This is a genomic window from Streptomyces sp. NPDC043952 (genome assembly GCF_056435325.1).
Genome location: NZ_JBWKES010000040.1, coordinates 1 through 12,931 on the forward strand (window position 1 = coordinate 1; position 12,931 = coordinate 12,931).

Annotated in this window: 12 protein-coding genes; 1 reads left to right on the plus strand and 11 read right to left on the minus strand. The window is 71.5% G+C overall.

Annotation, left to right across the window (positions count from 1 at the left end; all coding sequences use genetic code 11):
- Positions 1-181: 181 nt before the first annotated feature.
- From era to AC069R_RS29550, 3 genes are all read right to left on the minus strand, one after another.
- Positions 182-1,135 carry a GTPase Era gene (era, locus tag AC069R_RS29540; RefSeq protein ID WP_397986020.1) on the minus strand — a complete coding sequence of 318 codons (954 nt, stop codon included), beginning with the start codon at positions 1,133-1,135 and terminating at the stop codon, positions 182-184.
- Between the two features lie 112 nt (positions 1,136-1,247).
- On the minus strand, positions 1,248-1,601 hold the full coding sequence (locus AC069R_RS29545) for a cytidine deaminase (RefSeq protein WP_478769818.1): 354 nt from the start codon (positions 1,599-1,601) through the stop codon (positions 1,248-1,250).
- 28 nt (positions 1,602-1,629) lie between these two features.
- Positions 1,630-2,451: a helix-turn-helix transcriptional regulator gene (locus AC069R_RS29550; protein WP_478769819.1), complete on the minus strand. Its 822-nt coding sequence runs from the start codon at positions 2,449-2,451 to the stop codon at positions 1,630-1,632.
- A gap of 155 nt (positions 2,452-2,606) precedes the next feature.
- On the opposite strand from AC069R_RS29550, the gene AC069R_RS29555 reads away from it, so the two are divergent.
- Positions 2,607-4,025 carry an MFS transporter gene (locus AC069R_RS29555; RefSeq protein ID WP_478769820.1) on the plus strand — a complete coding sequence of 473 codons (1,419 nt, stop codon included), beginning with the start codon at positions 2,607-2,609 and terminating at the stop codon, positions 4,023-4,025.
- 2 nt (positions 4,026-4,027) lie between these two features.
- On the opposite strand, the gene AC069R_RS29560 is transcribed toward AC069R_RS29555, so the two are convergent.
- From AC069R_RS29560 to AC069R_RS29595, 8 genes are all read right to left on the minus strand, one after another.
- The gene (locus AC069R_RS29560) at positions 4,028-5,047 is read right to left on the minus strand and encodes a S66 family peptidase (RefSeq protein ID WP_478769821.1); all 1,020 of its coding nucleotides are present in this window, start codon (positions 5,045-5,047) and stop codon (positions 4,028-4,030) included.
- A gap of 68 nt (positions 5,048-5,115) precedes the next feature.
- Positions 5,116-5,475 carry an MmcQ/YjbR family DNA-binding protein gene (locus AC069R_RS29565; protein ID WP_478769822.1) on the minus strand — a complete coding sequence of 120 codons (360 nt, stop codon included), beginning with the start codon at positions 5,473-5,475 and terminating at the stop codon, positions 5,116-5,118.
- Positions 5,472-6,758, minus strand: a complete 1,287-nt coding sequence (locus AC069R_RS29570; protein WP_478769823.1) for a hemolysin family protein — start codon at positions 6,756-6,758, stop codon at positions 5,472-5,474. Before AC069R_RS29570 ends, AC069R_RS29565 begins: the two co-directional genes overlap by 4 nt.
- A gap of 8 nt (positions 6,759-6,766) precedes the next feature.
- Complete coding sequence (gene ybeY, locus AC069R_RS29575) at positions 6,767-7,264, minus strand: rRNA maturation RNase YbeY (protein ID WP_397986014.1); 498 nt, start codon at positions 7,262-7,264, stop codon at positions 6,767-6,769.
- Positions 7,265-7,276: 12 nt separating this feature from the next.
- Positions 7,277-9,433: a PhoH family protein gene (locus tag AC069R_RS29580; RefSeq protein ID WP_478769824.1), complete on the minus strand. Its 2,157-nt coding sequence runs from the start codon at positions 9,431-9,433 to the stop codon at positions 7,277-7,279.
- 157 nt (positions 9,434-9,590) lie between these two features.
- Entirely contained in the window at positions 9,591-10,733 is a 1,143-nt protein-coding gene (locus AC069R_RS29585; RefSeq protein ID WP_478769825.1) for a carbohydrate kinase family protein, read from the minus strand.
- 276 nt (positions 10,734-11,009) lie between these two features.
- Entirely contained in the window at positions 11,010-11,999 is a 990-nt protein-coding gene (locus AC069R_RS29590; RefSeq protein ID WP_478769826.1) for an adenosine deaminase, read from the minus strand.
- 20 nt (positions 12,000-12,019) lie between these two features.
- Positions 12,020-12,925, minus strand: a complete 906-nt coding sequence (locus AC069R_RS29595; protein WP_397986010.1) for a ribonuclease Z — start codon at positions 12,923-12,925, stop codon at positions 12,020-12,022.
- Between the last annotated feature and the right edge of the window lie 6 nt (positions 12,926-12,931).

Genomic DNA, 12,931 nt, shown 5'->3' on the forward strand with positions numbered 1-12,931 from the left:
CGCCTGGCTGCACACCTACAATCACCACCGCGGACACACCGCGCTCGCAGGTAAACCACCCGCCAGCCGCGTCCCCAACCTCACGGGGCAATACAACTAGGGCCGTGTCGTCCGGATCACGCCGGGGTACGACGGCACCCACCCGGCCGGCGGTTCCGGATGGGTGGGTGGGAGAAGAGCGTCAGAAGCCGAGCTTGCGGAGCTGCTTCGGGTCGCGCTGCCAGTCCTTCGCCACCTTGACGTGCAGGTCCAGGAAGACCGGCGTGCCCAGCAGCGCCTCGATCTGCTTGCGGGACTTGATGCCGACCTCCTTGAGCCGCTTGCCCTTCGGGCCGATGATGATGCCCTTCTGGCTGGGCCGCTCGATGTAGACGTTGGCGTGGATGTCGAGCAGCGGACGCTCCGCCGGCCGGTCCTCGCGCGGCAGCATCTCCTCCACGACCACCGCGATGGAGTGCGGCAGCTCGTCCCGCACGCCCTCCAGCGCCGCCTCGCGGATCAGCTCGGCGACCATCACCTGCTCGGGCTCGTCCGTGAGGTCGCCCTCGGGGTAGAGCGCGGGGCCCTCGGGCAGCAGCGGCACCAGCAGGTCGGCCAGCAGCTCCACCTGCTTGTCCCCGACCGCCGACACCGGCACGATCTCCGCCCACTCGAAGCCCAGCTCCTTGCCGAGCTGGTCGATGGCGATCAGCTGCTCGGCGAGGGTCTTGGAGTCCACGAGGTCGGTCTTGGTGACGACGGCGACCTTGGGCGTCTTCTTGATCCCGGCCAGTTCCTTCGCGATGAACCGGTCGCCGGGCCCCAGCTTCTGGTCGGCCGGCAGACAGAAGCCGATCACGTCGACCTCGGCCCACGTCGTGCGCACGACGTCGTTCAGCCGCTCGCCCAGCAGGGTGCGCGGCTTGTGCAGTCCGGGGGTGTCGACCAGGATCAGCTGGGCGTCCGGCCGGTGCACGATGCCCCGCACCGTGTGCCGCGTGGTCTGCGGCCGGTTCGAGGTGATCGCCACCTTCTGCCCGACCAGAGCGTTCGTGAGGGTGGACTTGCCCGCGTTGGGGCGGCCCACGAAGCAGGCGAAGCCGGCGCGGTGGACGGTTTCCGCCGGCTGCTCGGATGACTGGGTGCGAACGCTCATGCCGTTCATTGTCCCTGATCCCGAAGCCCCGCCGTACCGCGAACCGACGGTGACGCACCGTCGCCACCACGTCACGGAAACGTACCCGCGCCACCCCGTCTCCTTGCGGCGGTCAGCCCGCGGTGACGGTCGTACGGACCGTGCCGTCCGCCCCCGCGAGCAGCACCGGCGTGTCCGCGCCCCCGAGGTCGGCCACCGCGGCCAGGTCCTCGGCCGGCACCGACTCCGCCTCGCTCACCACCGCGGCCGCCTCCAGCGACCCCGCCCCGGACGCCACCGCCATGGCCACGGCGGTGCGCAGCGCGCTGAGCTTCAGCGAGGCCAGGTCCACCGTCCCGGCGACATAGGTGCGCCCGGTGTCGTCCCGTACGGCCGCGCCCTCGGGCACCTGGTTGCGGGCCCGCGCGGAACGGGCCAGGGTCACGATCTTGCGGTCCTCGGGGTCAAGCGCGCTGCTCTCCGTCATGCCCCGAGCATACGAAGCCGTGCGGCGCTCACCCCGCGACGGGGTACATCGCGCCCCGCCGGCCCTCCGGGGAGGCCAGCCACTCCAGCTTCTCCGCGGTGTTCGCCTCGTCCAGCGGAGTGTGCAGCACGATCATCAGATCGGGTCGGGCGGGGACCTTCAGCACCGTCGACTCCACCACCAGCAGCCCCGCCAGCGGATGCGCCAGCTCCTTGCGCACCTGCCCCTGGTCCTCGATGTCCCGCTCGGCCCACAGAGCCGTGAACTCCTCGCTGGCGGTGCTCACTTCGGCGAGCACCTCCCGGAAGCCCTCGTCGTCGGGGCGCGCCGCGCACGCGGCCCGGAACTGCGCCACGACCGTGCGCGCGTTGCGCTCCCAGCTGTGGCTGCGCTCGCGGTACAGCGGGTCGGTGAAGAAGTCGATCAGGCAGTTCTGGGTGATGCCGGGGCGCATGCCGAGCACGATCGCGGCCGCGTCGTTGTACTGCACGCAGTTGTAGTAGAGGTCCATGATGTGCGCCGGGTACGGCATCCAGGTGTCGATGAGCCGCCGCAGCCCGTCGCACATGTCCGTCCTGCCGGGCACCACCTGCGGCGCCGGCGGGTTCAGCCCGGCCAGCAGATACAGGTGCCGCCGCTCGGCGTCGCTGAGCCGCAGCACCCGCGCGACCGCGTCCAGCACCTGCGGGGACACGGAGATCTCCCGCCCCTGCTCCAGCCACTGGTACCAGGAGGCGCCCACCCCGGCGAGCACGGCCACCTCCTCCCGGCGCAGTCCGGGCGTACGGCGCCTGCCGCCCCCGGCGGGCAGCCCGGCCTCCTCGGGACTGACCCGAGCGCGCCGGCTCATCAGGAACTCCCGCAGTTCGTCACGCCGATGACTGCGCGTCGCCTCAGCAGCGGGCACGTGCTGTCCTCCCCCGTCGGTCCCTCGTGTCTGGTGGTGCCACCACCACCATAAGTTCCGACTCCCCACCCGTATTCCGTTCGCCCGAAGCTCTTTCCATGGCGATCGACACCACCACCCAGACCTCCCCCGCAGCGGTCACCGCGGCGCCCGGCATCCCCCGGCTGTCGACGCGTGACAAGCTCGTCCTGTTCGTGCTGTGCGCGGCCCAGTTCATGGTCGCGCTGGACTTCTCCGTGCTGAACGTGGCGCTGCCCGCCCTCGGCCGCGACCTCGGCATGAGCCAGTCCGCGCTCCAGTGGGCCGTCACCGCGTTCGCACTGCCCTCCGGCGGCTTCCTGCTGCTGTTCGGCCGCGCCGGCGACCTGTTCGGGCGCCGCAGACTGTTCCTGGCCGGCCTGGCCCTGTTCGGCGCGGCCTCGCTGCTGTCCACCCTCGCCTGGGACCCGGCCTCGTTCCTCGCCGGGCGCGCCCTCCAGGGGCTCGGCGCGGCGGCGATCGTACCGACCGGCATGTCCCTGCTGACCACCACCTTCCCGGAGGGGCCGGCCCGCGACCGCGCCCTCGGCATCTCCGGCACCCTGCTGTCGCTGGGCTTCACCATCGGCATGGTCGCGGGCGGCACCCTCACCGACACCTTCGGCTGGCGCTCCACGATGGCCCTGCTGACCCTGTTCGCGCTGATCGTGCTGCCACTGGCGCCGGGCCTGCTGCCGGAGTCGCGCACCCCGGACCGCCCGCGCCTGGACGTGCCCGGCGCCATCACCGTCACCACCGGACTGCTGTCCCTGATCTACGCCCTGTCCACCGCCGCCGACCACGGCTTCGGCCGCGCCGACGTCATCGCCGCGCTGGCCGCGGGGCTGGTGCTGCTGACCGCGTTCGTGCTGGTGGAGTCCCGCTCGGCGGCGCCCCTGGTCTCCCTGCCGATGCTGCGCCGGCGCACGGTGGCGTGGGGCAACATCGGCGGTCTGGTCACCTTCTCGATGATGTCCACGATCATCTTCGTGCTGACCCTGTACCTCCAGGAGATCCTGGGCCTGTCCGCCTTCGAGACCGGTCTGGTCTTCGGCTTCCAGGGCCTGCTGTCGGTCGTCGCCGGCACCCTCGCCCCGAAGGTCATCGGCCGCCTCGGCGCCCGCCGCACCCTGGTCGGCTCGCTGACCGGCCAGGGCGCGCTCACCGCGAGCCTGCTCCTGCTGGGCACCCACGGCTGGTCGGTGTGGCTCGCCACGGCCGCGGTGGCCCTGGCCAGCATGTGCCATCTGGGCGCGATCATCTCGTACGGCCTGACGGTCACCTCCGGTGTGCCGGACGAGGAGCAGGGGCTGGCCACCGGACTGGTGACCTCCACCCAGCAGGTCGGCATCACGGTCGGCATCCCGCTGCTGGGCGTGCTCGCCACCACCTCCGGCTCCCTGCTGACCGGCGTGCACACGGTGATCGCCCTGGACACGGCGATCGTGCTCGGCGCCGCCCTCCTGATCGGGCTGGGCCTGCGCCGCTCCAGGGCCTGACCTCAGTCCAGCGTCTGGACGATCCCGCTTCGCGCGGCCGTGTGCACCACACGGCCGCGCGCGCCGTTGACCAACGGGAGGTACGGCGCGACATGCCCGCACTCGACATCGGCGAGGATGGGCACGCCCAGCGGCCCGAGGGCGTCGAGGACGGCCGCGTCCTGGGTGAGGGTCGGGGTGCCGGGGGCGCGGGTGCGGCCGACGAGGACGGCGGCGGCGCGGTCGAAGAACCCGGCGAGGCGCATGCCGTGCAGCTGGCGGGCGATGACGAACGCATCGTCCTCGCCGGCCTCGACGTAGACGAGCAGCGGCTCGTCGCCCGCGAAGCGCGTGGTGTCGAGGTAGGGGCTCCCGGCGAGCGGGCCGACGGTCTCGACGCAGCCGCCGATCAGCCGCCCCTCGACGTCCAGGTCGCCCTCGCCGTCGAGCCGCCGCCAGCCGCCCCTTCCGTCCAGGGGCAGTTCTCGCATTGTGGGGTCGCCGGCCCAGTCGGGGCGGCCCCCGGTGTGGTGCCGGCCGGGCGGTGTCTGGGTGAACGGCTCGCCCTGGGGCGCGGCCACGATGTCCAGCCAGGACAGCAGCCCCTCGGGCGTCCGGTACGGGGTCTCCATGAGGCAGTTGCCGTGCACGGTCGCCACTCCGGTCAGCAGGGTCAGCGGGGCGAGCACGGTCGACATGTCCGAGTAGCCGACGAGCCAGGTGGGTTCGGCCCGGCGGATCGCCTCGAAGTCCAGGTGGGGCATCAGGTCGATGGCCGTCTCGCCGCCCCACGGGGGGACGACGGCGCGGATGGCGGGGTCGGTGAGCATCCGGGTCAGCTCGGCGGCGCGTTCGGCGGCCGGGGCGCTGATGTGGGTGGTGCCGTCCATGCACCGGCCGACGACCACCTCGTAGCCGTACGACTCGACCTTCCTGATCGCGGCGTCGAGACGCGGCCGGAGCCTTTCGGCCACTCCGCTGGACGGAGAGGTCACACCGATACGGTCACCGGGGCGCAGGGGGCGCGGGTAGCGGATGGTCATACGCCGCATGGTTTCCGGTAACAAGCGCCCCCGGCAACGGAATTAGGGCCGCCGGTCGGAGCCGGTCCTCAGGGCCGGTCGAGCCGTAGCCGATCGGTCCTCGGCAGCCCCGCGACGACGAGGTCGTACGAGTCCTCGATCAGTTCGCGCACCAGCCGGTCCGGCAGTGGGCCGTCGGCGGTGACGGTGTTCCAGTGCCGCTTGTTCATGTGCCAGCCGGGGACGATCAGGCCCTCGTGGTCGGCGCGCAGCCGTACCGCGTCCTCCGGGTCGCACTTGAGGTTGACCGTCAGGGGCCGCGCGGCCAGGTCCGTCAGGGCGAACATCTTGCCCAGCACCTTGAAGACCGAGGTCCGCGAGTCGAACGGGAAGTCCTCCACGGCCGCGTTGAAGGACAGGCAGAAGGCGCGCAGCTCCTTCGGGGTCACTCGGGCTTCTCCTCGGCCGTGGGTTCGACCAGCACCGTGACGATCTTGTTCCGGCGGCCGGCGGAGGACTCCGCGGTGAGCTTCAGCCGCCGCTCGTCGGGGAGTTCGACCTCGGCGGACGCGCCCGCGATGGGGACGCGGCCGAGGGCCTTGGCGAGCAGTCCGCCGACGGTCTCCACGTCCTCGTCGTCGTACTCCTCCAGGCCGTACAGCTCGCCGAGGTCGGTGATGTCCAGGCGGGCGGTGACCCGGAAGCGGCCCCCGCCCAGGTCCACCACGGGCGGCAGCTCGCGGTCGTACTCGTCGGTGATCTCGCCGACGATCTCCTCCAGGATGTCCTCGATGGTGACGATGCCCGCGGTGCCGCCGTACTCGTCGATGACGACGGCGACGTGGTTGCGCTCCTTCTGCATCTCGCGCAGCAGGTCGCCCGCGTTCTTGGTGTCGGGCACGAAGACCGCCGGGCGCATGGCCGTGGAGACCAGGTCGCTCTCCGCGTCCCGGCTGATGTGCGTCTTGCGGACCAGGTCCTTGAGGTACACGATCCCGACGATGTCGTCCTCGCTCTCCCCGGTGACCGGTATCCGGGAGAACCCGGAGCGCAGGGCGAGGGTGAGGGCCTGCCGGATGGTCTTGAAGCGCTCGATGGTGATCAGGTCGGTGCGCGGCACCATCACCTCGCGCACCAGGGTGTCGCCCAGCTCGAAGACGGAGTGCACCATGCGGCGCTCCTCGTCCTCGATCAGCGACTCCTTCTCGGCGAGGTCGACCAGCGCGCGCAGCTCCGCCTCGGAGGCGAACGGGCCGTGCCGGAAGCCCTTGCCGGGGGTGAGCGCGTTGCCGATGAGGATCAGCAGCGAGGGGATCGGGCCCATGATCCGGGCCAGCGGCACCAGGACGTACGCGGCCACGGTCGCGGTGTTCAGCGGGTGCTGGCGGCCGATGGTGCGCGGGGAGACCCCGACGGCGACGTACGACACCAGGACCATCACCGCGATGGCGACCAGCAGCGCCTGCCAGGTGACCGGGAAGGACTCCAGGCAGGCGTAGGTGACCAGGGCCGCGGCGGCCATCTCGCAGGCGACGCGGACCAGCAGGGCCACATTGAGGTAGCGGGTGGGGTCGGCGGCGATCTGCGCCAGCTTCTCGCCGCCGCGCCGCCCGGACTTCACGGCCTCCTCGGCCCGGAAGCTGGAGACACGGGCGAGGCCCGCCTCCGCGCAGGCGGCGAGCCAAGCGACGACGACCAGCGCGATCGCGCCGATCACGATCTGCGGGGACATCCGGCCGCTTACGAGACGGTCGGCGCCGGAGACGGCCCGGTCAGCCCGCGCTCGGCCCGCCAGCCGTCCACGATGGCGGCCTGCAGCCCGAACATCTCGGCCTTCTCGTCCGGCTCCTCGTGGTCGTAGCCGAGCAGGTGCAGCACGCCGTGGACGGTGAGCAGTTGCAGCTCCTCGTCCATGGAGTGCTGCGTCGGGGCCTCGGCGCCCTGCTTGGCGGCGACCTCCGGGCACAGCACGATGTCGCCGAGCAGGCCCTGCGGGGGCTCGTCGTCGTCCTTGCCCGGCGGACGCAGCTCGTCCATCGGGAAGGACATGACATCGGTGGGTCCGGGCAGGTCCATCCACTGGATGTGCAGCTGCTCCATGGCGTCCTCGTCCACGACGATCACGGAGAGCTCGGAGAGCGGGTGGATGCGCATCCGCGCGAGCGCATAGCGGGCGATGTCGAGGATCGCCTGCTCGTCGACCTCGGTGCCGGATTCGTTGTTGACGTCGATCGACATGCTCGTGCCGGTCTACTTCCCCTTGGTGCCCTTGGCGCCCGGTCGGTGGCCGCCCTGGTGGGAGCCGTTCTCGGTGCCGTTCTTGCTGTCGTACTTCTCGTACGCGTCGACAATACGGCCCACCAGCTTGTGCCGTACGACATCGTGCGACGTCAGCCGGGAGAAGTGCACGTCCTCGACGCCCTCCAGGATCTCCTGGACCTGGCGCAGACCCGACTTCTGCCCGTTCGGCAGGTCGACCTGCGTCACATCGCCCGTGATCACGATCTTCGAGTCGAAGCCGAGCCGGGTGAGGAACATCTTCATCTGCTCGGGGCTCGTGTTCTGGGCCTCGTCCAGGATGATGAACGCGTCGTTGAGCGTGTTGTGCGTCAGCAAGTGGTCCTGGGTGACATAGAGGGAGTCCTCGGCCGCGACCTGGATGCAGACGCATTCCTCCCTCCCCGCGGGCTCGATGCTGTCGATGAAGCGCATCGGGCGTCCCCCGCCTCCGGCAGCCTGGTACCTGTCGCGCTTACGGGCGAGACGGAAGGGCTCGATGTCCTGCGGGAGACGGATGTCGATGACGTGGGCGTCGTGGCGGTACACGACGTCACGGCCGTTCACCCGGCCCGGCTCGCGTCCTTCGGCGGGCCTGCGACGCGTGTACGCGACACCGCCCAGTGACTGGACGAGAGCGATCACATCGTCACGCAGCATGATCGAAGTCGTCGTGTACTGGATCCGGCAGGTCCGGTCCTTCTGCGCGACCGGCCCGCCGTCTGAGTCGAGCAACCCCTGGAGGACGGCTAGCCGTACCCCGGCCGAGTTCTGCAGGTAGACGTCGGGGATGAACTTGGTGTGCGACCGGGAGCCGAGCAGGTCCAGCCGCCGCAGGATCCCCGTGACCGGGCTTTCCAGGGTCACGATGTCTCCCCTGGCCTTGACCCGGTTCAGAACGTAGTCAGGGCCGCCCCGATGCCGCACCGTGACACCGGGAAGCGCCGACTCCAAAGCCACCACCAGCTCCGGGTCCTCCGTCGTGAAGGAAGGCGTCGTCGAACCGGTCAGGCACCCATCGCCCAGCAGCAGGCCCAGAGCGTACGGGTCCATGGGAACCTGGCGTTCCGGGAAGCACACCGGAGCGGTGAGCATCGGCAGCTCGTACCGACGCGCGTGCGCGGCCCGCAGATTACCGATCATCTCGCGGGTCTCCAGCACCCGCCATGGCTTGCCGCGGCGCTTGTCGTCGCGCGTCCTGACCGTCCACAGGTGCTCGCCGCAGCAGAGGGTCCAGGAGCCGTCCTGGGCCGTGACGCGATAGATGTCCTTCTCGCCCTGCGGGTAGACGCCCAGGACCGGCGTCGGCTCGCCGTTGGAACCGATCACCAGGTCGCCGACCCGGAGGTCACCGATGGGACGCCAGCCATCCGGGGTGAGGACGTTGGTGAAGGTCGGCTGCGCCCGCCCGCGCATGTAGGCCAGCGGGGCGACCTCGATGGTTCCGGCGGCCATCAGCTTGGGGATGGAGTCCGGGTCGAGCATGTCGTGCAGCGCGTCGTACAGCGGGCGCAGGTAGGGGTCGATCTTCTCGTAGAGGGTGCCGGGCAGGAAGCCCAGCCGCTCGCCGGCCTCGACCGCGGGGCGGGTCAGGATGATCCGGTTGACCTGCTTGGACTGGAGGGCCTGGACGGCCTTGGCCATGGCCAGGTAGGTCTTGCCGGTGCCGGCGGGGCCGATGCCGAAGACGACCGTGTGCTTGTCGATGGCGTCGACATAGCGCTTCTGGTTGAGGGTCTTGGGGCGGATGGTGCGACCGCGCGAGGACAGGATGTTCTGCGTCAGCACCTCGGCCGGGGTCTCCGAGCCTTCGCCCGTACCGTTGTCGCTCGCCTTGAGCATGGCGATCGAGCGCTCCACTGCGTCCTCCGTCATCGGCTGCCCGGTGCGGAGCACCAGCATCATCTCGTCGAACACGCGTGAGATCAGGGCGACGTCCACCGGATCCCCGACCGTGCTGATCTCATTGCCCCGGACATGGATGTCGGCCGCCGGGAAGGCCCTCTCGATCACGCGCAGGAGGGAGTCGCCGGAACCCAGAACGGTCACCATGGGGTGCTGGGCGGGGACGGTGAGCTGTGCTCTCGCCTGCTCCTGCGCGGGGGTGTGAGCTGTGGGTGTCTGTGTCATGGGCCGGCGCGAAGGCCTTGCGCTTCCTCCTGATCACGACCGCACAACCAAGGGCGGCCTCGTCGCTGTCCAGAGTACGCCGGACGGCTCAGAAGCCTGTAGGACTTTTCCCCCGGCCGGGCGGCGCGCCCCCGCCCGCCCCGGCCCGCCCCGCCCGTCAGCCGGGGCCCCGGAAGCCGATCGTGGGCACGGCCCGGCGCAGCGGCCACGGCCGGTCCAGCTCCTCCGGGACCAGCCGGTCGAGGAAGGCGTACCGCTCCAGCGCCATCGGGTCCTGGGCCGGCAGCGACTGGACCCGCCGCCACCAGGCGCCGATCTCCGACCAGCCCGGCGCCGACAGGGACCCGCCGAACTCCTGCACCGACAGCGCGGCCGTGAGCCCCGCGAAGGCCAGCCGGTCGGCCAGCGGCCAGCCCGCGAGCGACCCGGTCACGAAGCCGGCCACGAAGACGTCCCCCGCGCCCGTGGGGTCCAGCGCCTCCACCGCGATCGCCGGGACCTCCGCCGCCTCGCCGGTACGGCGGTCCACCGCGTACGCGCCCTCCGAGCCCAGCGTCACCACCGCCACCGGCACGTACTCGGTGAGCGCGTGCGCGGCCAGCCGCGGGCAGTCGGCGCCGGTGTACCGCTTCGCCTCCTCCGCGTTGGGCAGGAACGCCTCGCAGTGTTCGAGGTCGGGCAGCCCGGCGAGATCCCAGGCGCCGGTCTCGTCCCAGCCCACGTCGGCGAAGATCCGGGCCCCGCCGCGCGCGGCCTGGGCGATCCAGGGGGCGCGGCGGCCCGGCGTGAGGGAGGCGACGGCGGCCCGTGCGCGCGGCGGGCAGTCGGGGGCCGGTTCCTCGGGCGGCGGCTCGTGCCCGTGCGAGACCATCGTCCGCTCGCCCTCGTACGCCATGGACACGGTCACCGGCGAGTGCCAGCCGGGCACCGTCCGGGAGGGCGTGAGGTCGATCCCCTCGCCCTGTTCGAGGGCGTCCCAGCAGTACTCCCCGTAGTGGTCGTCCCCGAACGCCGCCGCGAGCGAGGTGCGCAGTCCGAGCCGGGCCAGCGCGCTGGCCATGTTGGCGACCCCGCCGGGGCTTGAGCCCATGCCGCGCGCCCAGGACTCGGTGCCGCGCACGGGGGCGGAGTCCAGGCCGGTGAAGATGATGTCGAGGAAGACGGTGCCCGTGAGATAGACGTCCCAGGGCGGGTCGCCGGGGGCGCGCAGCGCGGCGAGCGGATCGACCTGGGCCTGGCGGTGGCCCGCCGGGGTGAGGTGCTCGGGTTCCTCTCCGATGAGGGTGTGCGACGAGGTCACGGTGCGCTCCCTGGTGTGCTGGATCTGGCCAGTGTGCACCACCGCGCGCGCAGCGCACGGGCATACGGGCGGGCCCGCGCGCAGCGAAAGAGCCCCACCCCCGCACACGGCGGGACGGGGCTCTGCCTGGAGCGCCGGGCAGGCCTTGCACCTGCATCTCCCCGCAGGAAGCGGGGCGTCTTTCCTTGGACCACCAACGCACTGTCCGGCTACCGGAGTTCCGGCGTCCTCGACATGATCAATCATAGCCCATGCCGGGGCCGGGTCCGGACACCCTCAGAACACGTACGCGTCCACCTCGGCCAGATACCGGGCGCGGCGCTCCTCGTCGTCCTCCAGGAAGGAGGCGAGGAAGGAGTTGCGGGCCAGTTCGCGCAGCCGTTCCCCGGTCAGCCCCAGACTCTCGCGTACCGCCTGGAAGTTGTCCTCGGCGTAACCGCCGAAGTAGGCCGGGTCGTCGGAGTTGACCGTGCACAGCAGCCCCGCGTCCAGCATGGCCGGCAGCGGGTGGTCGGCCAGGGTGTCCACCGTGCGCAGCCGGACGTTGGACAGCGGGCACAGGGTGAGCGGGATGCGCTCGCGCACCAGCCGCTCCACCAGGGCGGGGTCCTCCATGCAGCGCAGTCCGTGGTCGACGCGCTCGACGCCGAGCAGGTCCAGGGACTCGGTGATGTACTCCGGCGGCCCCTCCTCGCCGGCGTGCGCCACCCGGCGCAGCCCCAGCGCGGCGGCGGTCTCGTACACCTCGCGGAACTTCACCGGCGGGTGCCCGACCTCGGCGGAGTCCAGGCCGATGCCGGTGATCCGGTCGAGGTACGGCCGCGCGGCCTCCAGGGTCTCCAGCGCGAAGTCGGCGGACTCGTCGCGCAGGAAGCACAGGATGAGCCGGGTGGAGACGCCGTGGTTCTCCTCGCTGCGGCCGAGCGCCCGCCACAGCCCCTCCACGACGGTGCCCATGTCCAGGCCCCGCGCCAGGTGGGCCTGCGGGTCGAAGAAGATCTCCGCGTGCCGCACGCCCTGCGCCGCGGCGCGGGTCAGATAGGCGTTGGCCAGGTCCTCGAAGTCCCGCTCGGTCCGCAGGACGGTCATCAGCTCGTAGTACAGGTTCAGAAAGGACTGGAGGTCCTTGAACCGGTACGCCTCGCGCAGCTCGTCCGTGTCGGCGTAGCGCAGCTTCACGCCGTTGCGGGCGGCCAGCTCGAAGGCCAGCTCCGGCTCCAGGGTGCCTTCGATGTGGAGGTGCAGTTCTGCTTTGGGGAGGGGCATCAAAGCATCGTACGGCGCACTTACCGTCGTTTCGGAACCGGCACTCGCTGGAGGTCGTACGCCACGGTCAGCTCACCCGTGAAGCCCGCGGCCCGCGCCTGCCGCTCGAACTCCGCTGGGTCCGGGTACCGCTGGCTGAAGTGGGTGAGCACGAGGTGCCGTACCCCCGCGTCCCGCGCGACCGCTCCGGCCTGCCCGGCCGTCAAGTGGCCGTGCTCCACGGCCAGTTCCTCGTCCTCGTCCAGGAAGGTGGACTCGATGACCAGCAGGTCGCAGCCCTCGGCGAGCGCGTGCACACCCGCGCAGAGCCGGGTGTCCATGACGAACGCGAACCGCTGTCCGCGCCGCACCTCGCTGACCTCCGCCAGCGTCACGTCCCCGAGCCGGCCCTCGCGCTGGAGCACGCCCACGTCCGGCCCCCCGATCCCGTGCGCGGCCAGCCGCTCGGGCAGCATCCGGCGGCCGTCGGGCTCGGTCAGCCGGTACCCGTACGACTCCACCGGGTGCGAGAGCCTGCGGGCCTCCAGGGTGTACGACGGGGTCACCGCGAGGGTGCCGTCGGCGGTCACCGGGACCTCGGTGACGCCGACGGTCTCCCGGTAGGCGGTGGCGTACCGCAGCCGGTCGAAGAAGCGCTGCCCGGAGGCCGGGTAGTGCGCGGTGATCCGGTGCGGCACCCGGTCCAGGTTGATGCGCTGGATGACCCCGGCGAGGCCGAGGCTGTGATCGCCGTGGAAGTGGGTGACGCAGAGCCGGTTCAGGTCGTGCGCGGCGACCCCGGCGCGCAGCATCTGCCGCTGGGTGCCCTCGCCGGGGTCGAACAGGATGCCCTCGCCGTCCCAGCGCAGCAGGTAGCCGTTGTGGTTGCGGTGCCGGGTCGGGACCTGGCTCGCGGTGCCGAGGACGACGAGTTCACGGACGGACATGGCGGG